The sequence below is a fragment of the Phycicoccus sp. Soil748 genome, from assembly GCF_001428025.1.
In the GTDB taxonomy this organism is placed as follows: domain Bacteria; phylum Actinomycetota; class Actinomycetes; order Actinomycetales; family Dermatophilaceae; genus Pedococcus.
On record NZ_LMSC01000009.1, the window covers coordinates 348,148 to 373,071 of the forward strand.

Consider the following 24,924-nt stretch of genomic DNA (forward strand, 5'->3'; position numbering starts at 1 on the left):
AGGTTCAGATGGGCAACAGGAAAGGCCCAGTGCGCCGGCGGAAGGCGCGCGCGGGCCAAAAACCCATGGTAGCCCTTGCCGGGTCACGCACCGAACCGAGCCGTCGCCGCAGGTCAGGGGCCTGACCCATACGTGACTGGCACGACGCCATGACATCCGTCACGACTTTCCGCAAAGTTCTCGCCACCCGCGAGCCATTTCTTTGCAAGGTCGCGGACCCGGGCGCGAAAAGCATTGCCTCGCAATGGATACCGGGCACAGGGTCCGACATGGGCGACATCGGTCGCCCATCCCCCCACACCAGGAGAATCCACGCATGCGCAAGCAGATCCTCTCCGTCGCACTGGCGGCCTCGGCATCCCTGGGGCTCGTCACGACCGCGGTCACCACCGCGTCCGCGGCGCCCTCGGCCAAGAGCCACGCCAGCCGTGTCTGTGCCACCCCGTCGTCCCCGACCGTGGCGGCCTGCCACGCGCTCAAGCTCACGGACGACTCGGGGCGCGCGGTCGACCCCTCCGGCCGCCCCATCACCCCCCAGGCGATCTCCGGCAAGACCCCCGCCGACATCCAGAGCGCCTACAAGGTGACCGGGCTGTCCGCCGGCGGTCGCACCGTGGCCATCGTCGACGCCTACGGCTACCCGAACGCCGAGCGCGACCTGGGCGTCTACCGCTCCCAGTGGGGCCTGTCGTCCTGCACGACCGCCAACGGCTGCCTGCGCATCATCAACCAGACCGGCGGCACCTCGCTGCCGCGCTTCAACTCGGGCTGGGCCGGTGAGCAGGCCCTCGACCTCGACGCCGTCTCGGCCACCTGCCCGTCCTGCAAGATCGTCCTCGTGCAGGCCAACAGCGCCAGCCTCACCGACCTCGGCGCCGCGGTGAACACGGCCGCCAAGCAGGCCGGTGTCGCAGCCATCTCCAACAGCTACGGCGGCGGCGACCTGGCCGACAGCTCCTACGGCGCGGCCTACAACCACCCCGGTATCGCGGTCACCGCCTCGACCGGTGACAACGGCTACCAGGGTGGCAGCTTCCCGGCCTCCTCGCACTACGTCACCGCGATCGGCGGCACCTCGTTGTTCAAGGACTCCTCGGCCCGTGGCTGGAACGAGTCGGCCTGGAACGGCGCCGGCTCCGGCTGCACGACCCTCAACGCCGCCCCGACCGGCCAGACCTCGGCCATGACGAGCTGCTCCGGCCGCGCCATCGCCGACGTCTCGGCCGTCGCCGACCCCAACACCGGCCTGGCCACCTACGCCCCGACCACGCAGAACTCCTCGTCGTGGGCGCAGTACGGCGGCACGAGCCTGTCGGCCCCGATCGTCGCCTCGGTCTACGCCCTGAGCGGCAACACCGCCGGCTACGCCAACACCCTCCCCTACGCCCACACCTCCGGGCTGTTCGACGTGACGTCGGGCTCCAACGGCACGTGCGCCTCGTGGTGCACCGCCAAGAGCGGTTGGGACGGCCCGACCGGCCTCGGCACCCCGAACGGCACCTCGGCCTTCTGACCGGGGCCGCACCACCGCACTGCACCACTGCACTGCGCTGCACCACCGACGGCCCCGGGCACCAGCCCGGGGCCGTCCGGCACGCGGTACGGGGCCCCTCCCCCTAGGTTTGGCGCATGAGCCAGCCTTCGTCGCCGCCTCCTCCCGCTCCCCTCGCCCAGCTGCGGGTCCTCGCCGGCACCCTCATCGGCGCCCTCGTCGTCCTCGCCGTGGTGATGGCGCCGGTCCTGGGGCTCGAGGGCTACCCGCCCGTCTGGGTGCCCGCGGCACTGGGCGCGCTCGCGGTCGCGGTGCACCTCCTCGTGCAGGCCGTCGGCTACCGCGTGCCCGCGATCGCCCCGGCCACCCCCGAGTCCGACGCCGTGGCCGCCGGACGCGCCGCCTACCAGACCTCGATGGTGCTGCGCTTCGCGCTCTGCGAGTCCGTGGCGATGGTCGCCCTCGTCGCGGCGTTCGTCGTCGAGCCCCGCACCGCCATGACCTACGTCGTCGGCGGCACCTTGTCGCTGCTGCTCATGGCCTGGCACGTCTGGCCGTCCGAGCGGCTCGTGCGGCGCGTCGAGCACGAGCTCGACCGCGACGGAGGCCGCTCCCGGCTGTGGGACGCGCTCACCGGCAACCTCGACGCCGGCGCCGTGCGCTCATGAGCGAGCACGAGCAGCCCCTCGAGTTCGACGTCGTCGTGGTCGGCGCCGGCCCGGTCGGGGAGAACGCCGCCGACCGCGCCCACAAGGCCGGCCTGACCGTCGCCATCGTCGAGAAGCACCTCGTCGGCGGCGAGTGCAGCTTCTACGCCTGCTCCCCCAGCAAGGCCCTGCTGCGGCCGGTCCACGCGACGCGCGCCTCACAGCGGGTGCAGGGGTCGGAGGGCGCCCACCTCGACCCGAAGGGGGTGCTGGCCCGGCGTGACGCCTGGATCAACCACCTCGACGACAGCGGGCAGGTCGGCTGGCTCGACCACGTCGGCATCACCCTGCTGCGCGGGGAGGGCCGCCTGACCGGCGAGCTCGCGCTCGAGGTGGACGGCCGCGCGGTGCGGGCCCGCAAGGCCGTGGTCCTGGCCACCGGCACCGCCCCGACCGTGCCGCCGATCCCCGGGCTGCAGGAGGCCCGGCCGTGGACCAACCGCGAGGCGACCACCTCCAGGCGCATCCCGAAGCGGCTGGCGGTGCTCGGCGGCGGGGTCGTGGCGTGCGAGCTGGCGCAGGTCTACGCGGCCCTGGGCTCCACCGTGACCATCATCGAGCAGGCGCCCGGCCTGCTCGGCCGCCACGAGGAGTTCGCCGGCACCGCGGTCAAGGAGGCCCTCGAGCGCGACGGGGTCGAGGTGCGCGTCGACACCGCTGCGGAGTCGGTGTCACGACTCGGGTCGACCGGTGAGGTGACCGTCCACCTCGAGGGCGGGGCGAAGGTCGTCGCCGACGAGCTGCTCGTCGCCGTGGGTCGCACGCCCGCCACGAAGGACCTGGGCGTCGAGGCCGTCGGCGGGAAGCTCACGGACGCGCGGTACGTCGCGGTCAACGCCCGCATGGAGGTCGAGGGCGCCCGGGGCGACACCCCGTGGCTGTACGCCGTGGGCGACGTCAACGGCATCGCGTTGCTCACCCACATGGGCAAGTACCAGGCCCGCGCGTGCGGCGACCTGATCGGTGCCCGGGCAGCGGGCCGGGAACCGGACGCCGACCGGACGACGCCGTGGGCGGACGACCTCGGTGCGCCGCAGGTGGTGTTCACCGACCCCGAGGTGGCAGCCGCTGGGCTGACCGAGGCCGAGGCTCGCGAGCGCGGGCTGCGGATCCGGGTCGTCGACCTCCCCATGGACAGCGCGGCCGGTTCGGGCCTGCAGGCCGAGGGGTACCAGGGGCAGGCGCGGATCGTGGTCGACGAGGACGCGGGCGTCCTCGTGGGAGCGACGTTCGTGGGCCAGGACGTGGCCGAGCTCGTCCACGTCGCCACCGTCGCCATCGTCGGCAAGGTTCCGCTCACGACGCTGTGGCACGCGGTTCCGTCCTACCCGACGATGAGCGAGATCTGGCTGCGCCTGCTGGAGGAGTACGGGCTGTGACCACGGGCGCCGGCCACGGGCCCTGAGCATGGGCGGGAAGAGCTGACGCCGACGGCCACCACCGCGACTCTCCACGACGAAGGGCCCCACCGAGAGGTGGGGCCCTTCGCACGATGAGCGGGTGACGAGAATCGAACTCGCGTAGCTAGTTTGGAAGACTAGGGCTCTACCATTGAGCTACACCCGCGCGGCACACCGGCCCCTCCGGGGAGCGGCTGGTCCGGGGCGTTAGCCTAATGCCCGAGATCGCGCGGACCGAAATCGGCCCGCCGTCCACGGGGTATGGCGCAGCTTGGTAGCGCGTCCGCTTTGGGAGCGGAAGGCCGCCGGTTCGAATCCGGCTACCCCGACAGCACGGCCCGGAACTCGACGACGCTCCGTCCCGCCTCGAGCCCCTTCGCCTCGAAGCCGTCGGTCGGACGCCACGACGGCCGCTCCCCCTCGGTCACGACGAAGCGCTCGTCGGCGGCGAGCTCGGCACGGGCGTGGTCGGCGTACACGGGGTGGTCGGTGGCGACGAGCAGGTGGCCGCCGGGGACGAGCCGCGAGGCGACCAGGTCGAGGGTGTGCCTGGCCAGGAACCTCCGTTTGCTGTGCTTCGCCTTCGGCCACGGGTCGGGGAAGAACAGGTGCACCGCCGCGAGCGTGGCGACGGGTATGCGCTGCTCGAGCAGGAGCACGGCGTCGCCCTGGTGCACCCACACGTTGGAAAGACCGCGGCGCTCCGCCTCGGCGAGCATCCGGGCGAGGGCCGGCGTGAACACGTCGACGGCCAGGAGGTCGTGGTCGGGGTGTGCCTCGGCGTAGGCGAGCGCGGCCGCCCCGTGCCCGCAACCCACCTCGAGGACCACCGGCGCCTCGCGCCCGAACGCCGCTGCCGGGTCGAGGGGGCCCTCGGGGATGCCGTGGTCGGGGAGCAGCCGCTCCATCCGCTCCCGGGTGAGGGCCGAGAGGCGGCCCCGCCGCGCGGCATACGAGCGGACCCTTCCGCGCACCTCACCGTTGCCGTCGCCGAACGGCTCGCCGAACTCGTCGTCCAACACCGGCGCCACGTCCGGAGACGGAGCCGGCTCTGAGCGTGTCCCTGACGTCTGCACCGTCCCAGCCTACGAACCCGTCGGGGCTCGCCCGAGGGGCGGGACGCCGGAGATAACGGTCGCTTATGTGTCCCATAATGGATCCATGCGCATCTCCCGGTTCCCCAACATCGTCGACGAGGTCGCTGTGCGCCTCATCGCCGGCGTCGTCCTCGTCGTCGGGGTCGTGGCCCTCGCCACCCAGCAGTGGTGGCTCTACGCCGTGCTCGCCGCCGACTTCGTGCTGCGCGCCGGGTGGGGACCGTCGGCGAGCCCGGTCGCCCAGCTGGTGGGTCGCTGGGTCCGCCCCCGGGTCGACGCCGCTCCCCGGTACACCGCCGGGCCGCCGAAGCGGTTCGCCGCGGCCATCGGGGCGGTCCTGACGGTCGCCGCCAGCGCGCTGTGGCTGGCCGGTGCGACGCTGCCCGTGGTCGTCATCGGCGTCGTCATGGTGGTGTTCCCCGCCCTGGAGTCGCTCGCCGGGGTCTGCGTCGGCTGCATCGCCTTCGGCTGGCTCATGCGGCTCGGGGTCATCCCCGAGTCGGTCTGCCTCGAGTGCGCCGACATCAGCCGTCGCGGCAGGCCGCGCGAGGGTGCCGCCGCCTGAGGCGTGGCCCCCAGGACCGGCAGACGTCAGCGGCGCCAGACGAGGACGGCAGCGCGGTCGTCGGTCTCGCCGGCCCGGGCAGCGGCGCACATCTTGGCCGCCATGCCCTCGAACCCGCGCCCGATCATGCGCTCGGCCGTCCCGAGCATCCGGTCGATGCCGTCGCGCAGGTCGCGGTTGCGCACCTCGATGACGCCGTCGGTGTAGAGCAGCAGCGCGTCACCACGGCCCAGCCGTCCGGTGATCCTCGGGAACGTGACCGACTCGGCGACGCCGAGCACCGGGCCCTCGTCGCCCTCAAGCACCTGCCAGCGACCCGAGCCGGCCGAGAACTTGACCGGCGGCGGGTGGCCGGCCGAGGCGAGGCTGTACTCCCCCGTCGACAGGTCGATCATCGCGTGCGCCGCGCTGGCGAAGCCCTCGTCCCACTGCTGGCGCAGGAGGTAGCCGTTGGCGGCGTCGAGGAACTGGTCGTAGGGCAGCGAGCCCAGCAGGCCACCGAACGCGCCCGAGAGCAGCAGCGAGCGCGTGCCGGCGGCGATCCCCTTGCCCGAGACGTCGACCAGCGCCAGCTCGAGGACGTCGTCGTCGCGACTGGTCACCAGGAAGTCGCCGGAGAACGAGTCGCCGTAGGCCGAGAGCACCGACAGCTCGGCGCCCCAGCTCGGCGGCAGCTCGGGGAGCTCACCCTGGGTGCGCAGGCGGTCGCGCAGGTCCACGAGCATCGTCTCGCCGAGGTTGCCCTGGACCCCGAGCCTCGCGCGGGACGCCGCGACCCAGAACATGATGACCATCACCGAGATCAGCACGGCGTAGGCGCCCCAGTAGTTGGCGGACCCGTTCCCACGCCCCAGGACGGTGAACATGCCCGTGAGCAGGATCGTGGTGTCGACCAGGGCAAGCCACTTCGGCGGGAGGAACAGGCCGGCGAGGACCGCCACGGGCAGGTACACCGAGAACGGGAAGAAGGGGACCTCGACCGCCTGGGCCCAGCAGAGCAACAGGTTGGCGACCACGAGGGCGACGACCGTCAGGCCGGTGTTCCACCGGTTGAGGCGCGTACGTCCCCGTTGGAGGCGCGTGAGGACGGAGCGACGCGCGAGGACCGTCCTGCCTTCGTCCACGTGTGCGAGATCCTTCGGCCTGGTCCGGGGTACAGGGGCACCCAACATGGTCATGGGCTGGACCGGCCCCCAGACCAGTCCTGCCCCGGCAGCCTAGCGGGGCGGTCACGCACCCCACCGGTGAATGCAGCGATCAGGACAGGGGCGGCAGCGCGCCGTCGTGCTCGTAGGCACTGACCATGTCGATGCGCCGCACGTGGCGGGGCGCCTCGGAGAAGGCGGTGCCGAGGAACACGCGCACCATCTCCTTGGCCTCCTCGACGGTGTTCATGCGGCCGCCGATGGAGATGACCTGGGCGTTGTTGTGCTCGCGCGCAAGCTGGGCGAGCTCCTCGTTGTAGCAGAGGGCGGCGCGGATGCCCTTGACCTTGTTGGCTGCCATCTGCTCGCCGTTGCCCGACCCTCCGAGCACGACGCCCCGCGAGCCGGGGTCCGCGGCGACGGCCTCGGCGGCGCGCAGCACGAAGACGGGGTAGTCGTCCTCGGCGTCGAAGTCGTGGGGCCCGTGGTTGGTCACCTCGTGCCCTTCGGACTCCAGGAACGTGACCAGCTCACCGAGCAGGTCGTAGGCCGCGTGGTCGCCACCGATGTGGACTCGCATGATGGGTCTCCGGTCGGGTCAGTCGAAGATGGGGCCGACGGTGCGGCTGCGCTTGAGCTCGAAGAAGCCGGGGGTGCCGGCCACGAGGACGCAACCGTCCCACAGCTTCGCCGCCGCCTCGCCCTTGGGTGCGGGGCTCACCACGGGCCCGAAGAACGCGACCCCCTCGACCGCCACGACCGGGGTGCCCACGTCGTCACCGACGAGGTCGATGCCGCGCTGGTGGCTGGCCCGCAGCCGGTCGTCGTGCTCGTCGGTGTCGGCGAACTCCGCCAGCTCGAGCGGCAGGCCCACCTCCTCCAGCGCCGGGACGATGACCTTGGCGTAGTCCTTCTCGCCGCCGAGGTGGATGCGGGTGCCCATCGCGTCGTAGAGGGGCTTGACGACCTTGTCGCCGTACTCCTCCTTGGCCGCCAGGATGACGCGGACCGGGCCCCACGCGCGGTCCATCATCGCGCGGTACTCCTCGGGCAGGTCACGGCCCTCGTTGAGCACGGCCAGGCTCATGACCGACCAGGTCACGTCGACGGGGCGGACCTTCTCGACCTCCATCATCCAGCGCGAGGTCATCCAGGCCCACGGGCACAGGGGGTCGAACCAGAACTCGGCGGAGGTACGGGGCGCAGTCGTGTCGGTGGCACTCACCCGAACAATCCTGCCATTGCCGGTCAACCGGCGGTAAAGGGGTCCTCGACCGACCGGTCGGCCGTGCGAGGATGGCGCCCTCCCCTGCACACTCGCACCTACAGGAGCAGTCTGTTGCCTGGCAAGAACCTGACCCGCGACGAGGCGCTCACCCGCGCTGCCCTCGTGGCCGTCGACCACTACGACGTCGTGCTCGACCTCACGACGTCGGACACGACGTTCCGCACGACCACGACCGTGACGTTCACGGGCCAGGAGGGTGGCCAGACCTTCGTCGACCTCATCGCCCCGTCGGTGGAGGCGATCACCCTCAACGGCGAGGAGCTCGACCCCGCGACCCACTTCGACGGCGTCAGGATCACCCTCCCCCGGCTCGCCGAGCACAACACCTTGACGGTCGACGCGACGGCTGCCTACATGAACACCGGCGAGGGTCTGCACCGTTTCGTCGACCCCGTCGACGACGAGGTCTACCTGTACTCCCAGTTCGAGGTCGCCGACTGCCGCCGCATGTTCGCGGTCTTCGAGCAGCCCGACCTCAAGGCCACCTACGCCTTCACCATCACCGCCCCCGCGCACTGGGAGGTCGTCTCCAACGCCCCGACCCCCGAGCCGACGCCGGTGCGGGACGGCGTGGCGACGTGGGCGTTCCCCACCACGCAGCGCATGTCCTGCTACATCACCGCGCTCGTCGCCGGCCCCTACGCGGTCGTGCGCGACGAGGTGCAGACCCGCCGCGGCACCGTGCCGCTCGGCATCTTCTGCCGCAGGTCGATGCTCGAGCACCTCGACGCCGACAACGTGTTCGACTGCACCAAGCGGGGATTCGCGTTCTTCGAGAACGAGTTCGACTGCGAGTACCCGTTCGAGAAGTACGACACCCTCTTCACGCCCGAGTACAACATGGGTGCGATGGAGAACGCCGGGGCCGTCACGGTCAACGAGACCTACGTGTTCCGGGCCAAGGTCACCGAGGCGATCATCGAGCGCCGCGCCCTGACGCTGCTGCACGAGCTGGCGCACATGTGGTTCGGCGACCTCGTCACCATGAAGTGGTGGAACGACCTGTGGCTCAACGAGTCGTTCGCCGAGTGGGCGTCGACCACCTGCCAGTCCGAGGCCACCGAGTGGGAGTCGGCCTGGACGACCTTCGGCATCAGCGAGAAGGCGTGGGCCTACCGCCAGGACCAGCTCTCCTCGACCCACCCGATCGTCGCACCGATCCGCGACCTCGAGGACGTCGAGGTCAACTTCGACGGCATCACCTACGCCAAGGGCGCCTCCGTCCTCAAGCAGCTCGTCGCCTACGTCGGCCGTGAGCCGTTCGTCGCCGGCCTGCGCGCCTACTTCGCCAAGCACGCGTGGGGCAACACCACCCTGCAGGACCTGCTCGGCGAGCTCGAGCAGACCTCGGGGCGTGACCTCGGCACGTGGTCCAAGCTCTGGCTGGAGACGGCTGGGGTCAACACGCTGCGCCCGGTGGTCGAGACCGACGACCAAGGGCTCATCAGCTCCGCGGTCATCGAGCAGACCAGCCCGGCCGAGCACCCCACCCTGCGTCCCCACCGCCTCGCGGTCGGCCTCTACTCGGTGGAGGAGGGCGCGGACGGCCCGGTGCTCGTGCGCACCGACCGCCTCGAGCTCGACGTCGACGGCGCGCAGACCACCGTCACCGAGCTGGTCGGGCGCCCCGTGCCGGACCTGCTGCTCGTCAACGACGAGGACCTGGCCTACGCCAAGATCCGCCTCGACGCGCGCTCGCTCGCCACGGCCCTGGCGCACCCGCGCGGCTTCCAGGACAGCCTGCCCCGCGCTCTGGTGCTCGGCGCGGCCTGGGACATGACCCGCGACGCGGAGATGTCGGCGCGCGACTTCGTCGACCTGGTGCTGGCATCCCTGCCCGGCGAGACCAACTCCACGATGCTCCGTACCGTGCTGGCGCAGCTCTCGTCCGCGGCGCACCTCTACGTCGCACCCCAGCACCGGGACGAGACCCTCGCCACGGTGACCGCCGGCCTGCGCCGCCTCGCCGAGGCGGCCGAGCCCGGCAGCGACGCACAGCTCCAGCTGCTCACCGCGTACGCGTCGGTGCAGCGCGGCGGCGACGACGCGGCGTACCTGCGCGGGCTGTTCGAGGGCACGACCACGCTCGAGGGCCTGGCTGTCGACACCGAGATGCGCTGGACCCTGCTCACGGCGCTGGCCGCGGCAGGCGACGCCACGCAGGCCGAGGTCGACGCCGAGCGCGAGCGCGACAACACCGCGACCGGCCGGGAGCGGGCGGCTCGGGCCCTCGCCGCCATGCCGACCGCGGAGGCCAAGGCGGCCGCGTGGCACGACGGTGTCGAGGACACGTCACTGCCCAACTCGGTGGTCGAGGCGACCGGCCTCGGCTTCACCCAGGCCAACGACCCCGAGCTGCTGCGGCCCTACGTCGAGCGCTACCACGAGGCCCTGCTCGACATCTGGGAGTCGCGGACGCACGCCATCGCCGAGTCGATCCTGGTGACCTACTACCCCACCCTGATCGCCGACCAGCAGCTGCTCGACGCGTCGCAGGGCTGGCTCGACGCCCACACCGACGCCCCGGCAGGGCTGGTGCGCCTGGTCGCCGAGAACCGGGACGGCATCGCCCGCGCCCTGCGCGCCCAGGCCCGGGATGCCGATGCCTGAGTCGTTCCTCAGCACTCTGACCAAGCTGACGCCCGAGGGGGTCTGGGACTGGTTCCTCGGAGCCCCCCTCAGGGTCGTCGTCACGGTCATCCTCGGGATCGTGCTGCGCTGGCTGATGCTGCGCTCGATCGGGCGGGTCGTCCGGCTGACGCTGGCCAAGTCGGACGCGCGCCGGGCCCGTGAGCCCGGCCGGGTCGGCCGGGCCGGCAACGCCCTCGCGGCAGCCGCGGGCATCGACCGTGAACGGCACCGTCAGCGCACCCTGACCATGGGGTCGCTGCTGCGCAGCACGGTCACGTTCGTCGTGGGCCTGATCGTGGTGCTCACGGTGCTGGGAATCGTCGGCATCAACCTCGCGCCGCTGCTGGCGACGGCGGGGGTCGGCGGCGTCGCCCTCGGCTTCGGTGCGCAGAGCCTGGTCAAGGACTTCCTCTCGGGGATCTTCATGATCCTCGAGGACCAGTACGGCGTCGGCGACGTCATCGACACGGGCGAGGCCGTCGGCACCGTCGAGGAGGTCAGCCTCCGCGTCACACGACTCCGCGACGGCAGCGGTGTGGTCTGGTACATCCGCAACGGCGAGATCGTCCGGATCGGCAACAAGAGCCAGGGCTGGTCGACCGCCATCGTCGACCTCCCCGTCTCCTACGAGGAGAACCTCGAGAAGGTCATCCCGCTGATCCGCTCTGTCGTGCACGAGATGGACCAGTCCCCCGACTGGCAGGCCGCCCTGCTCGAGGAGCCCAACGTGGTCGGCGTGGAGTCCATCACCGGCAGCGTCGTCACCATCCGGGTGATCGCCAAGACGGCCCCGGAGCAGCAGTACGGCGTCTCGCGCGAGATCCGTGAGCGGGTCAAGGTCGCGTTCGACAGCCACGGCGTCAAGGTGCCGGTCATGACGCCCTTCGGCCCGGCGGGCGGTGCCCGGTGACGGCCTCGGGACAGTTCGGCAGCTTCTACGACCAGGTCGGCGGTCACGAGACCTTCCGCAAGCTCGTGCACGAGTTCTACCGGGGCGTGGCCGACGACCCGGCGCTGCGCGCGCTCTACCCCGAGCAGGACCTCGGCCCGGCCGAGGACCGCCTGCGGCTGTTCCTCGAGCAGTACTGGGGCGGGCCGACCACCTACTCCGAGCAGCGCGGCCACCCGCGGCTGAGGATGCGGCACCACCCGTTCAAGGTGACCCCGGCCCAGCGCGACCGCTGGCTGCGGCACATGATGACGGCCGTGGACACCCTCGACCTGGCGCCCGCGAACGACCTGCTGCTGCGCGACTACCTCGAACGGGCAGCGCACAGCCTGGTCAACTCCCTCGACGAGGAGTGAGACGGCGCAATACCGGTTTCGTACCGAGGGGGCTCATGCCCCACCATGGTTGCCCGTGACTGAANCTACCCCCGCTCCTGGGCCGACGGCGACGGCGACGGCATCGGCGACCTGCCCGGCGTGACCGCGCGCCTGCCCTACCTCAAGGCGCTGGGTGTCGACGCCGTCTGGTTCAGCCCCTTCTACACCTCGCCCCAGGCCGACGCCGGCTACGACGTCGCCGACTACCGCGACATCGACCCGCTCTTCGGCTCCCTGGCCGACGCCGACGCCATGGTGGCCAAGGCGCACGAGCTCGGGCTCAAGGTGATCGTCGACCTCGTCCCCAACCACACCAGCGACGAGCACGCGTGGTTCAAGGAGGCGCTGGCGGCGGCGCCCGGCAGTCCCGAGCGCGACCGCTACATCTTCCGCGACGGCAACGGCGAGCACGGCGAGCTCCCGCCGAACGACTGGCACTCGGTCTTCGGCGGCAACGGCTGGACCCGCGTCACCGGGGCCGACGGCACCCCCGGCCAGTGGTACCTGCACCTGTTCGACACCAAGCAGCCCGACCTCAACTGGGACAACCCCGAGGTCGGCGACGAGTTCGAGTCGATCCTGCGCTTCTGGCTCGACCGCGGCATCGACGGCTTCCGGGTCGACGTGGCCCACGGCCTCGTCAAGGAGCCGGGGCTGCCCGACTACGACGCCGAGCTGCACATCCTCGACGGCGAGCTCAAGCCCGGCGCCCCGGTCCCGCCCATGTGGGACCAGGACGGCGTGCACGAGGTCTACCGCCGCTGGCGCAAGGTGCTCGACAGCTACGGCGAGCCCGACCGCATCCTGTGCGCCGAGGCGTGGGTCCGTCCGCAGGAGCGTGCAGTCCGCTACGTCCGCCAGGACGAGATGCACCAGGCGTTCAACTTCGACTTCCTCAAGGCGAAGTGGGACGCGCAGGACCTGCGCGCGGTCATCGAGTCGTCGCTGTCCGCAGCCGACTCGGTCGGCGCCCCCAGCACGTGGGTGCTGTCCAACCACGACGTCGTCCGCCACGCGTCGCGGCTCGGCCTGCCCGTCGACGAGCGCCAGCCCAACGGCATCAGCGCCGACGACCCGCAGCCCGACCGCGAGCTGGGGCTCCGCCGGGCCCGTGCCGCCTCGGCCCTGATGCTGGCGCTGCCCGGTGGCGCGTACATCTACCAGGCCGAGGAACTGGGCCTGCCCGAGTCGACCGACATGCCGGCCGAGTTCCGCCAGGACCCCACGTTCATCCGCACGCAGGGCGAGGAGATCGGCCGCGACGGGTGCCGGGTGCCGATCCCGTGGGAGAAGGACGCCCCGTCCTTCGGCTTCGGGCCCACCGACGCGACCTGGCTGCCCCAGCCCGCGGTGTACGGCGAGTACGCCGTCGACCAGCAGGACGGCGTGGAGGGCTCGACCCTCGAGCTCTACCGGACGCTGCTGGCGACCCGCCGCGAGCGCTCGCTCGGCACCGGCGGCCTCCAGGTGCTGGACGGCTACGGCGACGAGGTGGTGGCGCTGGTCAACACCGGCGCCGGCGAGGGCGACACGCTCGTGCTCACCAACCTCGGCTCCTCCACAGTGGCCCTGCCCGAGGGCGCCACCGTGCTGGTCGCGTCCGGCCCGCTTGCCGCTGACGGCTCGCTCCCCACCGACACGACCGTCTGGGCCTCCATCTGAGCCACCTGCCCCGATCCGCCCGCGCTGGGCGGGTCGGGGCAGACTGGGCCGGTGAGAGCCGCCGACTTCGCGTACTTCGACGCGCCGACCCCGATCGGGCTGGCGCACCGCGGAGGCGCCAAGGTCGAGGCGAACCTGCGGCTGGAGAACACCCTGGCCGCCTTCCGCCACGCCGTGGACCTCGGCTACCGCTACCTCGAGACCGACGTCCACGCGACCCGCGACGGCCGGGTCGTGGCCTTCCACGACCACGTCCTCGACCGCGTCACCGACCAGCGGGGGCGCATCGCCGACCTCCCGTACGCCGCCGTGCGCGCCGCCCGCGTGGGTGGCAGCGAAGCGATCCCGCTGCTGTCCGACCTGCTCGAGGAGCTGCCCGACGCGCGGGTCAACATCGACGTGAAGGCAGCAGGGGCGATCGAGCCGCTGGCGGCGGTCGTCCGGGCGCACGACGCCTTCGAGCGCGTCTGCATCGGCTCGTTCTCACGGGGCAGGCTGCGGGCGGTGCGAGCCCTCCTCGGCCCGGCGGTGGCGACCGCGGCCGGGCCCTCCGAGGTGGGCGTGCTGCGCTTCGCGCCCCGCCTCGTGGCCGACTGGCTGCGCTCCCCCGCCGCGGTGCTGCAGGTCCCCACGGGCCACGTGGTCGGCGGCCGGCGGCTCGACCTGGTCACCCGCGCCCTCGTCGAACGCGTCCACGCCATGGGCAAGCACGTGCACGTCTGGACCATCGACGACGCCGAGGAGATGCACCGGCTGTTCGACCTCGGCGTGGACGGGATCGTGTCCGACCGCATCGACACGCTGGCCGACGTCCTCGCCGAGCGCGGCGTACCGTTGGGGCAGTGACCGCGTCCTTCCGCCCCGCCGTGAAGGCCGCGGGGTCGCGGGGCGGGGTGTTCGACCCCGCATACGCCCTCGTCTCGCTCGCGCTCGTCGCACTGATCACCGTCATCGCCTTCGAGGGCATGGCCGTCTCGACCGCCATGCCGGCCGCGGCCCTCGAGCTCGACGCGGTGCGGTCCTACGGGCTGGCGTTCTCGGTCATGCTCACCACGCAGCTGCTCGGCATCGTCCTCGCCGGCGTCTGGTGCGACCGGTCCGGACCGCTGCCCTCGCTCTACCTCGGCCAGGTGCTGTTCGCCGTCGGCTGCGGCGTGTGCGGCTCGTCGACCGGGTTCGGGACCTTCCTCGCCGGTCGCGGCGTGGCCGGCCTGGGGGCCGGGCTCATCATCGTCGCCGGCTACGTCGTCATCGGCCGCGCCTACCCGGAGTCGTTGCGCCCCAAGGTGTTCAGCGTCATCTCGGCGGCGTGGGTCCTGCCCTCACTCCTCGGGCCGCCGATCTCCGCGTGGGTCACCACGACCTTCTCGTGGCGCTGGGTCTTCTGGCTGGTCGTGGTGCCGGTCGTCGTCGCGATGGTCGCGGTCGTCGCGCGACGGGGACAGATCCACGCCGCCGACGAGGGCGTCGAGGCGTCGGGTCGCGACCACCGCGCCCACGCCCGGGCGGCGTGGGCGGGGCTGCTCATCGCGGCGTCGGCCGGGGCCCTGCAGTGGGGCACCCACGACCTCGAGGTCGAGTGGTCGGCGCAGAGCCTGGTCGCCGTCGTCGGCGTCGCCGGTATCGCGGCCGCGGCTCCCCTGCTGCTGCCCCGTGGCACCTGGCTGATGCGGCGCGGGCTGCCCTCGGTGATGGTGGCGCGGTTCCTGCTCACCTGCTCGTTCTTCGGCACCATCACCTACATCCCGCTGATGCTCGTCAACGAGCGGGGGCTCTCCCTCGGGGCCGCCGGCACGATCCTCGCGGTCGGCTCGCTCGGCTGGTCAGCCGGGTCGTGGGTGCAGGGTCGCGACCGCTGGGCGGGACGTCGCCACCGGCTCGTCTCCGTGGGCGGCGCGCTGCTCACCACCGGCCTGCTCACCGTCGTGGCGGTGACCCACTTCGGCTGGAACCCCTACCTCGTGGCCGTCGCCCTCGTCGCCTGTGGCACCGGCATGGGTCTGGGCACCGCCAGCCTCTCGGTGCTGTCCCTGCTGCTCACGGCACCGGCCGACCACGGCTCGACCTCGTCCTCGCTGCAGCTCGCCGACGTGCTCGGCTCGGTGCTCGGGATCGCTGCGGCAGGCGCCGTCTTCGCGGCCATGCACACCAGGGCGGGGCAGGACGTGCCGGTCTACGTCGCGATGTGGCTCGGGCTCAGCGTCGTGTCGGCGCTCGTCGTCGTCGCGGGGCGCCGCATCAGCACCTGAGCGCGCCAGGTCACCGGATGAGGACGTGCCCGGCCGGTGTCGACAGGCGCGTCCAACGGCCTTGGGTCCACACCGTCACCTCCGACCCCGGCGCGGCGAAGCCCAGGGCGTAGGTCGCGAACGCACCTCCCGCGGGCACCGGTGGCGTGGTGGTCGTCAGCCGTCCCCACACTTGCCGTCGCAGCGCCGTCACGGCGGCGCCGCCGGCGTCCGAAGGGGCGCCCGAGGCGACCTGCGCGATGCCGTCGCGCGCGACGGCATACACCTCCTCGGCGGTGAGGGCGCCGACCCGCTCCCATCCGGCGCGCGGCGGCGCCATGGCGGCCCAGCCGACGCTCACGGTGGTCGGCGGTACCGACAGCGTCGTGCCGCCCTCACGGGCGAGCCGGTCGGTGACCGAGGCGAGGGAGACGGTGGTGTCAAGCTCGGCGGGCTCGGCCAACGGCATGGCGCGCAGCCCGATCACCGCGCCCTCGCCCATGAGCCCGCTGCCGGGGAGCACGCCGACGTATGCCGCGAGCGTCGTGCCGCTCGCCTGCAGGCGCACCGCTCCGTCGTCGTCGGCGGCCTTGGCGCGCGAGACATACGTGCGCAGGTCGTCCAGCCCCTGGGCGTCGGGGAAGCGCAGCTCCATCAGCGTCGCCGCCACCGGAACGGGACCGGCTCACCGGCCCGCGCCTCGAGCATCTCGCGCAGGTCGGGCGCCATCCGCCGAGGGGTCGACGTCGCGAAGTCGTAGAGCACGAGGGTCGTCTCGGCCCGTGCGTAGACGGTGTCGTCGCCGGCGTGGCCGTCGCGCACCTCGTAGGCGAGGTCGAAGCCGGCACCACCGATCTTGGTGGCCCACATCTCGACGACGATCGGCGGCACCCGGAACAGCAGCGGCGCGAGGTACTCGATCTCGTGGCGGGCCACGAGGATCCCCTCCGAGAGCACCGAGCGGTCCTGCCCGAACCACTCCTCGAACCCGATGACGCGAGCGTCCTCGAGCAGGCGCAGGAACTGCACGTTGTTGACGTGGCCGTAGGCGTCCATGTCGCTCCAGCGGAGCGGCACGTTGACCCGGTAACGCTCGCGGGGCTGGTCTGCCATGCGCCCATCCTGTCAGGGGTGTCGGGGCGGCCGCATACGGTGGTCACCATGGAGACGACCACCGCCGACCCCGTCCACGACCAGGGCGCTAAGCCGGGGTCCGGGCTGCGCGCCCGGGCCACCGACGTCCTGCGGCGGCTGGTGGGTCGGGCCGACGCCGACTTCCGCGACGGCCAGCTCGAGGCGGTCGAGGCCCTGGTCGGCCGGCGTCGGCGGGTGCTCGTGGTCCAACGCACCGGGTGGGGCAAGTCGGCGGTCTACTTCGTCTCCACCGCCCTGCGCCGCCAGGAGGGCGCGGGCCCGACCGTCATCGTCTCCCCGTTGCTGGCCCTCATGCGCGACCAGGTCGCCGCGGCCGAGCGCGCCGGCATCCGGGCCGTCACCATGAACTCCGCCAACGCCGACGAGTGGGGACGCGTGTCCGCGGCCCTGGCCGCCGACGAGGTCGACGTGCTCCTCGTGAGCCCCGAGCGGCTCAACAACCCCCGGTTCCGTGACGAGCAGCTGCCCGACCTTGCCCGTCGCTGCGGCCTGCTCGTGGTCGACGAGGCCCACTGCGTCTCCGACTGGGGTCACGACTTCCGCCCCGACTACCGCCGCATCCGCGACCTGCTCACCACCCTGCCGTCCGACACCCCCGTGCTGGCGACCACCGCCACGGCCAACGCCCGCGTCGTCACCGACGTGGTCGAGCAGCTCGGAGCCGGCGGCCACGACGTCCTGACGCTGCGCGGTGGCCTGGCCCGGGACTCCCTGCGGCTCGGCGTCATGCGCCTCACCTCTCCCGAGCAGCGGCTCGCCTGGCTGCTGGCCCACCTCGACAGCCTGACCGGCAGCGGCATCGTCTACACCCTCACCGTGTCGGCGGCTGAGGACGTCGCCGTCGCCCTGCGGGAGGCGGGTCACGAGGTGCGCGCCTACACCGGCCGCACCGACCCGGCCGACCGCGAGCGCCTCGAGGCCATGCTGCGCGACAACCAGGTCAAGGCGCTGGTGGCCACCTCGGCGCTGGGTATGGGGTTCGACAAGCCCGACCTCGGGTTCGTCCTGCACCTCGGGGCACCTTCGTCGCCGGTGGCCTACTACCAGCAGGTCGGCCGTGCCGGGCGCGCCACCGAGCGCGCCGACGTGCTGCTCCTGCCCGGGCCGGAGGACAAGGACATCTGGTCCTACTTCGCCTCGGCGTCGATGCCGCGCCAGGAGCAGGCCGACGCGGTCCTCACCGCCCTGGCCCAGTCGCCCAAGCCGCTGTCGACCGTCGCCCTGGAGGCGGTCGTCGACATCCGGCGCACACGTCTCGAGCTGCTGCTCAAGGTGCTCGACGTCGACGGGGCCGTGCAGCGCGTCCCCGGTGGGTGGACCTCGACCGGTGAGCCGTGGACGTACGACGCCGAGCGCTACGAGCGCGTCAGCGCCGCGCGAGTGCGCGAGCAGGACCTCATGCTCGGCTACGAGCAGACCAGCGAGTGCCGCATGGCCTTCCTGCAGGAGTCGCTCGACGACGACACCGCCGTGCCCTGTGGCCGCTGCGACTCGTGCGCCGGTGGATGGTTCCCCACCGAGGTGCCGGACACGGCCGTGACCACCGCTCGCGGCCGGCTCGAGCGCGCCGGGGTCGAGCTCGAACCGCGGGCGCAGTGGCCTTCCGGCATGGACCGGCTGGGCGTGCCGCTCAAGGGCCGCATAGGTCCGGGCGAGTCGATGGAGCCGGGGCGCGCCGTCGCCCGGCTCACCGACCTGGGCTGGGGCCAGCAGCTGCGGACGCTGCTGCGCGAGCAGGACGGCCCGGCCCCGGCCGAGCTGCTGCGGGCGTGTGTCCCCATCCTTCGCGACTGGACCTGGGCCGAGCGCCCGGTGGCCGTGGCCAGCATTCCGTCGCGCACCCGCCCCCAGCTCGTCGAGTCGGTGGCCCGGGGACTGGCCGAGATGGGACGCCTGCAGTGGCTGGGCCCCCTCGACCTGGTGCACGGCGGGCCGGCGGGAGAGGCGGGCGGCAACAGCGCGTTCCGGCTGGCCGGGGTGTGGGGCCGGCTGGCTCCCGGCCCCGAGATGCGACAGGCTCTCGGCTCCGTCGGCGGGCCGGTGCTCCTCGTCGACGACCTGGCGTCGTCCCGGTGGACGCTCACCGTGGCAGCGCAGGCGCTTCGTGAGGCCGGGGCCGACGCCGTGCTGCCGTTCGTCCTCGCCCTGGAGGCCTGAGGACGGCCCTTGGTCGCGGCCCGAGGCCCACGCCGGGGCCCTGCGGCCCTGGGCGGCTACTCGCAGCGGGCCTCGACCGGCGCGGCGGCCTCACGGCCCGCAGGGGCTTCGAGCGGCACGGTGAACAGTGGCAGGAACAGCTGCACCGTGGGGCCGATGAGCACGGCATACAGCACCGTGCCCACGCCGACGACGCCGCCGAGCAGGAAACCGACCACGAGCACCGTGACCTCGATCGACGTCCGGACCAGTCGGATGCTGCGGCCGGAGCGTCGGGCCAGGCCGGTCATGAGCCCGTCGCGCGGACCGGGACCGAACTGGCTGCCGATGTAGAGCGCCCCGGCCAGGCCGTTGAGCAGGATGCCGCCACCCAGCAGGACCACGCGCCACCCGAGGGCGCTCGGGGGCTCGAGCAGCCCCAGCGTGAGGTCGGTGACGACGCCGATGACCACGACGTTGGCGACGGTGCCGAACCCCGGCAGCTGGCGCAGGGGCACCCAGAGGAGCAGCACGGCAGCGCCGACGATGATCGTCACGGTCCCGAAGCTCACCGGCAGGTGCCGGGCGATGCCGTAGTGCAGGACGTCCCAGGGGTCCAGCCCGAGCTGTGCGCGGACGAGCATGCCCATCGAGATCCCGTAGAGCGCGAGCCCGGCGAACAGCTGCGGCACCCGGCGCGTCGTGCGCCCGGCCCGAAGCTGCTGCAGCGGGGTCATGGGGGTCAGGGCCGTCCGCGTCACCGGCACATTGTGGCGCATAGGCTCTGCCCCGTGACCATCGACGGCCCCGCCTCCCCCGACCCGCTCACCGACCTGCTCGACACGCTCCACCTCGAGGAGCTCGGCACGGCCCGGATCACCGTCGAGGGTGCCGACGGCGGCGAGAGCATCGACCTCGGGGAGTCCGGGGCGACGGTGTTCATCGGGCGCAGCCAGAAGATGCCGCACGGACGGGTGTTCGGCGGCCAGGTGCTGGCCCAGTGCGTCATGGCCGCCGGCCGCACCGTGGCGGACATCGACGACGGCGACGGTGTGCGGACCATCCACTCGCTGCACGGCTACTTCATGCGACCCGGCGACGACACCAAGCCCATCCGGTTCGCGGTCGAGCGGATGCGCGACGGCCGGTCGTTCTCGACGCGGCGTGTGCACGCGATCCAGGACGGCCTGCCGATCCTGTCGATGATCACCTCGTTCCAGGAGGCCGCCGGAGGTCTCGACCACCAGGAGACGATGCCGCAGGTGGCCGGCCCCGAGACGCTGCCGCCGCTGTCGGACCTGTACGGCGCGGTCGACCACCCCGCCGCGCGTCACCTGCTGCGCCGGCCCATCGAGCTGCGGCACGTGGAGGGCGACGTCTTCGCCGAGCCCGGGCCCGAGCAGCTGGCCCACCAGAGCGTCTGGCTGAAGGCGATCGGCGACCTTCCCGACGACCCGCTGGTGCACGCCGCCGTGCTGGCCTACGCCTCCGACTACACCCTGCTCGAACCCGTCATCCGCCGCCACGGCCTGGCGTGGAGCGACCGGCGCCTGCGCCCGGCCAGCCTCGACCACGCGATGTGGTTCCACCGCCCGGCGCAGGTCGACGACTGGATCCTCTACACCCAGGAGTCCCCGTCGGCCTCGGGTGGGCGCGGTCTCGGGCTGGGCCGCATGTTCGGCGCGGACGGCACCCTGGTGGCCACCGTGGCGCAGGAGGGCATGGTCCGCGTGAAGGAAGCGGTCAGCCGACCCTGACCACCGCAGCCGTGTGCGGCGGGAGGTAGAGGGCTCGCGGCTTCAGCTTGGTCTGCGACGGCTCCCACGCGAGGACGACCTCGCTCGGCTCGGCGTCGAGGGGGACGGTCCAGCGCGACGCGGCGAGGTTGACCACGGTGCGCAGGTCGCCCCGGCGCATGACGAGCCACTGCTCACGCTCGTCGAAGTCGACGTGCACCGCGTCGAGTCGGCCGTCGGTGAGATCGTGGTGGCTGCGGCGCAGCGCGATGAGGTCGCGGTACCAGCCGAGCATCCGCGCGTGATCGTCAGCCTCCAGCTCGTCCCACCGCAGCTTGGAGCGCAGGAAGGTCTGCTCGTCCTGCGGGTCGGGCACGTCGTGGGCCGCCCAGCCGTGCGACTCGAACTCGCGCCGGCGCCCCTCGGTGACGGCCTTGGCCATCTCCGGCTCCTCGAAGTCGGTGAAGAACTGGAACGGCGTCGTGGCCGCCCACTCCTCGCCCATGAAGACCATGGGCGTGAAGGCCGAGGTGAGGTAGAGGGCCGCGCCGGCCGCCTGGAGGGACGGGCTGACGAGCGCCGAGATCCGTTCCCCGACAGCGCGGTTGCCCACCTGGTCGTGGGTCTGGAGGTAGGCCACGAAACGTCGCGCGTCCACGACGGTCGGGTCGACGGGCGCGCCCCAGTCCTGACCGCGGAAGCTCGACCAGGTGCCGTCGTGGAGGAAGCCACGGGTGAGCGTCTTGGCCAGCACCGCCACCGGGCCGCCGTCTGGCAGCGCGCGGGAGTGCCCCGCGAAGTCGGCGTAGTAGCCCTGCGTCTCCCCCGTGAGGGTCACGTGCAGCGCGTGGTGGACGTCGTCGTCCCACTGGGCGTCCATGCCACGCCCACCCTCGCCCGTCGCGGTGACCATGACCGCGTCGTTGAGGTCGCTCTCGGCGATGAGGTGCAGCGGCCGCCCCAGCCGGCGGGACAGGTCGCCCACCTCGTCGGCGAGCTGGGCCAGCACGTGGGTGGCCGAGTCGTCGCGCAGCTCGTGCACGGCGTCGAGGCGCAGTGCGTCGACGTGGAACTCTTCGAACCACCGCAGCGCGTTGTCGACCATCCAGCGGCGCACCGGCTCGCTGTCGGGGCCGTCGAGGTTGAACCCCGACCCCCACGGCGTGGGGTGCGCGTCGGAGAAGTAGGGCCCGAAGCGGGACAGGTAGTTGCCGACCGGTCCGAGGTGGTTGTAGACGACGTCGAGGCAGACGCCGAGGCCCACGGCGTGGCAGGCGTCGACGAAGCGCTGCAGGGCCGCCGGGCCGCCGTACACATCGTCGACCGCCCACGGGCCGACCCCGTCGTAGCCCCAGTTCCAGCGCCCCGGCCACACGGCGAGCGGCATGAGCTCGACGACGTCGACCCCGAGGTCGACGAGGTGGTCGAGGCGTTCGACGGCGGCATCGAGGGTGCCCTCGGCGGTGAAGGTGCCCACGTGCAGCTCGTAGACCACGGCCCCGAGGACACCGAGGCCCTGCTGCGGACCGGCCCAGGTGGCGTCGTGCCAGGCGAAGGCTCCCGTGTCGAACCAGCGGCTCTCGCGGTGGACGCCCTGGGGCTGCCACGCCGACCTCGGGTCGGGAGTGAGGTCGCCGCGGTCGACGCGGAACCCGTAGTCGAGCGTCTGCGCAGCGGCGGCCGAGGTCGCGACCGGGAGGCGGACGGCCCACCAGCCCTCCGGGCGGCGTTCCATCGCCGTGCGCTGCGACGTGCCCCCGTCGAGGGACCACTCGACCTCGACGCCCTCGGCGTAGGGCGCCCAGACCGTCAGCTCGGCGTGCTGGTCCGACTGCGGGTTCGTGTGCGGCTCAGGCGATCTCATCGCGCCCCAGCGTGCCATGCCGCACGAGCAGGGCGACGGGGAGGTCCGCCAGCACCCGCCCCAGCCGGACGCCCGGGCGACCCTCCACCGACACGACGGCCCGGCCGGTGAGCAGGTCGTGCCACTCCCCCTCCGGCAGCGCAAGGTGGGCATCGCCCCAGCCGTCACCGAGGCCCTCGCTGAGACGGGTGACGACCGCGACCACCTGGGTCCCGGACTCGTCGCCACGACCCACGGCCAACGCGTGGTCGCTCGTGGTGGGCACCGGGGCGTAGGTCGCCTGCTCCCCGGTGAACCACTGGGCGTGGTGGTGCCGCAGCCTCAGGGCGCGGGAGGTGACCAGGAGCTTCTCGTCGTTGAGGTCGTGGGGCGTCTCGCCGGCATCGAGGCGGCCCAGCCGGTCACGGCGTGCGCCGTAGTCGACGGGGCGCCGGTTGTCGGGGTCGACGAGCGACAGGTCGACGAGCTCGGTGCCCTGGTAGACGTCGGGCACCCCCGGGACGACGAGCTGGAGCAGCTTCTGTCCGAGGATGTTGACGCGGGACGCCTGCGCGGTGCGGTCGACCCAGGCCTGGCAGTGGGCCACGAGGGCCGGCTGCGTGACCAGCGCGGTCACGAACCTCTGGACGTCCTGCTCGTAGGCCTCGTCGACGTCGGTCCACGTCGTGTGCCGCTTGGCCTCGCGAATCGCCTTGGTGGCGTAGGCCTGCAGCCGTTCCGCGCTGATCGGCCAGGCGCCGACGGCGGTCTGCCACAGGAGGTACTCCGTGGCGCCGTCGAGGCGCGACCCGCGGTGGGGTGCGGCGAGCCGTCGACCAGCGGTGAGCCACGTGCGCCACTCCGCTGACAGCTCGGAGACGACGGCGAGGCGGGCCCGCACGTCCTCCGAGCGCTTGGTGTCGTGGGTGGACAGGGTCGTCATGGTGGTCGGCCAGGTGGCCAGCTGCCGGGCGGCGAAATCGTGCAGCTCCTCCGGGGAGATGCCCACCCGCTCGGGATCGCCCCCGACCTCGTTGAGCGAGGTGAGGCGGGCATACCGGTAGAACGCCGTGTCCTCGATGCCCTTGGCCATCACCGGCCCGCAGGTCTGCTGGAAGCGCACGAGGAACTCGCGCTGGGCGTCCTCGGTGTCGGCCTGGGCCTCGGGGAGGCGTCCACCGCGCGCGAGCTGGGCGATGGTGCTCACCGAGAGCTGGTCGGGTCCCGCGACGGCGGCGATGGCCCGCGACTCGGCGGCGTTGAGGACCGCGACCTGGTCGCCGCTCGCGGGCTCGTCGACCCCCAGGTAGGCGCGGTAGCGGTCCATCGCCACGAGCAGCGCCTCGAGGGCCCGCCGCAGCGAGTCCTGGTCGTGCCAGGGCAGCACGCAGGCCACGAGTCGCATGAGGCGGTTGACCTCGGCGGCCTGGACCTCCTTGACCACCTGTCGCTTGGCCTGCGTGACAACGTCGTCGAGCTCCTCGGGGTGCCCGACGACCTGGGTCAGCAGGTCGGTCAGCGGGCCCTTGCCCGCGGGGTCGACGAAGACGCCCCCGACCCGCAGCAACGTGTCGTAGCCGGTGGTGCCGGCACAGCGCCAGTCGTCGGCGAGCTCCTCGTGGCCCTCGAGGATCTTCTCCGCCACCACCCAGGCGTCGCCGGTGGCCTCGGCCAGCCGCGCGAGGTAGCCGCCCGGGTCGGCGAGGCCGTCCGGGTGGTCGATGCGGAAGCCGTCGACGAAGCCCGACCGGTGCAGGTAGAGCAGCAGCCGGTGCGTCGCGTCGAACACGTCCTCGTCCTCGACGCGGATGGCCGCCAGCGTCGTCACGTCGAAGAAGCGGCGGTAGTTGAGCCGCTCGCCACCCTCGCGCCAGTCGCACAGGAGGTAGTGCTGTGCCTCGACGAGCTCCTCGAGCGGGAGGTGCTCGGTGCCGGGCCGCAGCGGGAAGGCGTGGTCGTAGTAGCGCAGCACCGCCTCGTCGCCGCGCACCCCGCCGTCGTGGGCCGCGGACAGCTCGTCGTCGGCGAGCACCTTGCCCAGCGGCGCACCGAGCACCGGGACCAGCACCCGGTCGTCCTCGGCGGCCCAGTCGACGTCGAACCAGTGCGCGTACTCGGAGCCGAGCCCGTCGCGCAGCACCGACCACCACTGGCGGTTGAGCCACGCGGGGGTCGGCGTCGTCATGTGGTTGGGCACCACGTCGACGACGACGCCCAGGCCGTAGAGCGACAGGGTCCGCGACAGGCGTGCCAGCTCGGTGCCGCCGCCCGCCTCCTCGTTGACGAGGTCGTGGTTGACCACGTCGTAGCCGTGCGTCGAGCCCGGGCTCGGCTGCAGCACCGGCGACAGGTAGGCGTGCGAGACCCCGAGCGCGTCGAGGTAGCTCGCCTGCTCGGAGGCGTTGTCGAAGGTGAAGCCGCCGTGGACCTGGAGCCGGTACGTCGCGGTGGGCACCTCCTTCCCCGGGCCGGGACGGTGGGGGGCGCCACGCTGCATACCCATCTCCTGCGCG

At 72.6% G+C, this 24,924-nt stretch carries 20 protein-coding genes, 2 tRNA genes and 1 pseudogene; 13 read left to right on the forward strand and 10 right to left on the reverse strand.

Annotated features, from left to right (window positions below):
* Positions 1-316 precede the first annotated feature (316 nt).
* The 3 genes from ASG70_RS15615 (at position 317) to ASG70_RS15625 (ending at position 3,578) form a co-directional block, all read left to right on the forward strand.
* Complete coding sequence (locus ASG70_RS15615) at positions 317-1,513, forward strand: S53 family peptidase (RefSeq protein ID WP_056884756.1); 1,197 nt, start codon at positions 317-319, stop codon at positions 1,511-1,513.
* Between the two features lie 116 nt (positions 1,514-1,629).
* Positions 1,630-2,160: a hypothetical protein gene (locus ASG70_RS15620; protein WP_056884757.1), complete on the forward strand. Its 531-nt coding sequence runs from the start codon at positions 1,630-1,632 to the stop codon at positions 2,158-2,160.
* A complete protein-coding gene (locus ASG70_RS15625; RefSeq protein ID WP_056884758.1) occupies positions 2,157-3,578 on the forward strand; it encodes an NAD(P)/FAD-dependent oxidoreductase in 1,422 nt (473 codons plus the stop codon). Before ASG70_RS15620 ends, ASG70_RS15625 begins: the two co-directional genes overlap by 4 nt.
* Before the next feature lie 116 nt (positions 3,579-3,694).
* On the opposite strand, the gene ASG70_RS15630 is transcribed toward ASG70_RS15625, so the two are convergent.
* Positions 3,695-3,765: transfer RNA gene (locus ASG70_RS15630), tRNA-Gly, on the reverse strand.
* A gap of 89 nt (positions 3,766-3,854) precedes the next feature.
* Between ASG70_RS15630 and ASG70_RS15635 the strand changes: the two genes are divergently transcribed.
* Positions 3,855-3,928: transfer RNA gene (locus ASG70_RS15635), tRNA-Pro, on the forward strand.
* On the opposite strand, the gene trmB is transcribed toward ASG70_RS15635, so the two are convergent.
* Positions 3,920-4,630, reverse strand: coding sequence for a tRNA (guanosine(46)-N7)-methyltransferase TrmB (gene trmB, locus ASG70_RS19060; protein ID WP_235531533.1), 711 nt, complete (start codon positions 4,628-4,630; stop codon positions 3,920-3,922). The two genes, ASG70_RS15635 and trmB, sit on opposite strands and share 9 nt — an antisense overlap.
* Before the next feature lie 130 nt (positions 4,631-4,760).
* On the opposite strand from trmB, the gene ASG70_RS15640 reads away from it, so the two are divergent.
* Positions 4,761-5,261, forward strand: coding sequence for a DUF4395 domain-containing protein (locus tag ASG70_RS15640; protein ID WP_056884759.1), 501 nt, complete (start codon positions 4,761-4,763; stop codon positions 5,259-5,261).
* Positions 5,262-5,287: 26 nt separating this feature from the next.
* On the opposite strand, the gene ASG70_RS15645 is transcribed toward ASG70_RS15640, so the two are convergent.
* From ASG70_RS15645 to ASG70_RS15655, 3 genes are all read right to left on the reverse strand, one after another.
* A complete protein-coding gene (locus tag ASG70_RS15645; protein ID WP_056884760.1) occupies positions 5,288-6,385 on the reverse strand; it encodes a PP2C family protein-serine/threonine phosphatase in 1,098 nt (365 codons plus the stop codon).
* 133 nt (positions 6,386-6,518) lie between these two features.
* A complete protein-coding gene (locus tag ASG70_RS15650) occupies positions 6,519-6,986 on the reverse strand; it encodes a ribose-5-phosphate isomerase (RefSeq protein WP_056884761.1) in 468 nt (155 codons plus the stop codon).
* A gap of 18 nt (positions 6,987-7,004) precedes the next feature.
* Positions 7,005-7,631, reverse strand: a complete 627-nt coding sequence (locus tag ASG70_RS15655; RefSeq protein ID WP_056884762.1) for a DsbA family protein — start codon at positions 7,629-7,631, stop codon at positions 7,005-7,007.
* 114 nt (positions 7,632-7,745) lie between these two features.
* On the opposite strand from ASG70_RS15655, the gene pepN reads away from it, so the two are divergent.
* The 6 genes and pseudogenes from pepN to ASG70_RS15685 all read left to right on the forward strand — a co-directional run bounded on the left by pepN (position 7,746) and on the right by ASG70_RS15685 (position 15,562).
* On the forward strand, positions 7,746-10,304 hold the full coding sequence (gene pepN / locus ASG70_RS15660) for an aminopeptidase N (protein WP_056884763.1): 2,559 nt from the start codon (positions 7,746-7,748) through the stop codon (positions 10,302-10,304).
* On the forward strand, positions 10,297-11,235 hold the full coding sequence (locus ASG70_RS15665) for a mechanosensitive ion channel family protein (RefSeq protein WP_056884851.1): 939 nt from the start codon (positions 10,297-10,299) through the stop codon (positions 11,233-11,235). The genes pepN and ASG70_RS15665 overlap by 8 nt, the downstream gene beginning before the upstream one ends.
* The gene (locus ASG70_RS15670) at positions 11,232-11,630 is read left to right on the forward strand and encodes a globin (protein WP_056884764.1); all 399 of its coding nucleotides are present in this window, start codon (positions 11,232-11,234) and stop codon (positions 11,628-11,630) included. The genes ASG70_RS15665 and ASG70_RS15670 overlap by 4 nt, the downstream gene beginning before the upstream one ends.
* 65 nt (positions 11,631-11,695) lie before the next feature.
* Positions 11,696-13,313: pseudogene (locus tag ASG70_RS15675) on the forward strand (glycoside hydrolase family 13 protein); the annotation flags it as partial.
* A 51-nt stretch (positions 13,314-13,364) separates the two neighbouring features.
* A complete protein-coding gene (locus ASG70_RS15680; RefSeq protein WP_056884765.1) occupies positions 13,365-14,159 on the forward strand; it encodes a glycerophosphodiester phosphodiesterase in 795 nt (264 codons plus the stop codon).
* On the forward strand, positions 14,156-15,562 hold the full coding sequence (locus ASG70_RS15685) for an MFS transporter (RefSeq protein ID WP_056884766.1): 1,407 nt from the start codon (positions 14,156-14,158) through the stop codon (positions 15,560-15,562). The genes ASG70_RS15680 and ASG70_RS15685 overlap by 4 nt, the downstream gene beginning before the upstream one ends.
* A gap of 10 nt (positions 15,563-15,572) precedes the next feature.
* Here the strand turns inward: ASG70_RS15685 and ASG70_RS15690 are convergent, their stop codons facing one another.
* Together ASG70_RS15690 and ASG70_RS15695 are read right to left on the reverse strand one after the other, a co-directional pair.
* Positions 15,573-16,211: a hypothetical protein gene (locus ASG70_RS15690; protein ID WP_235531534.1), complete on the reverse strand. Its 639-nt coding sequence runs from the start codon at positions 16,209-16,211 to the stop codon at positions 15,573-15,575.
* Positions 16,196-16,654, reverse strand: coding sequence for a thioesterase family protein (locus tag ASG70_RS15695; protein WP_056884767.1), 459 nt, complete (start codon positions 16,652-16,654; stop codon positions 16,196-16,198). The genes ASG70_RS15690 and ASG70_RS15695 overlap by 16 nt, the downstream gene beginning before the upstream one ends.
* Before the next feature lie 48 nt (positions 16,655-16,702).
* Between ASG70_RS15695 and ASG70_RS15700 the strand changes: the two genes are divergently transcribed.
* Positions 16,703-18,853 carry an ATP-dependent DNA helicase RecQ gene (locus ASG70_RS15700; protein ID WP_156400047.1) on the forward strand — a complete coding sequence of 717 codons (2,151 nt, stop codon included), beginning with the start codon at positions 16,703-16,705 and terminating at the stop codon, positions 18,851-18,853.
* 56 nt (positions 18,854-18,909) lie between these two features.
* On the opposite strand, the gene ASG70_RS15705 is transcribed toward ASG70_RS15700, so the two are convergent.
* The gene (locus ASG70_RS15705) at positions 18,910-19,611 is read right to left on the reverse strand and encodes a YitT family protein (protein WP_056884768.1); all 702 of its coding nucleotides are present in this window, start codon (positions 19,609-19,611) and stop codon (positions 18,910-18,912) included.
* 12 nt (positions 19,612-19,623) lie between these two features.
* On the opposite strand from ASG70_RS15705, the gene ASG70_RS15710 reads away from it, so the two are divergent.
* Positions 19,624-20,589: an acyl-CoA thioesterase II gene (locus ASG70_RS15710; protein WP_056884769.1), complete on the forward strand. Its 966-nt coding sequence runs from the start codon at positions 19,624-19,626 to the stop codon at positions 20,587-20,589.
* Here ASG70_RS15710 and treZ read toward each other — a convergent pair.
* Positions 20,576-22,432 (reverse strand): malto-oligosyltrehalose trehalohydrolase, encoded by a 1,857-nt coding sequence (gene treZ, locus ASG70_RS15715; protein WP_056884854.1) that lies wholly within the window; start codon positions 22,430-22,432, stop codon positions 20,576-20,578. The genes ASG70_RS15710 and treZ overlap by 14 nt on opposite strands.
* Positions 22,419-24,908, reverse strand: a complete 2,490-nt coding sequence (treY, locus tag ASG70_RS15720) for a malto-oligosyltrehalose synthase (protein WP_056884770.1) — start codon at positions 24,906-24,908, stop codon at positions 22,419-22,421. The genes treZ and treY overlap by 14 nt, the downstream gene beginning before the upstream one ends.
* Positions 24,909-24,924: the final 16 nt, after the last annotated feature.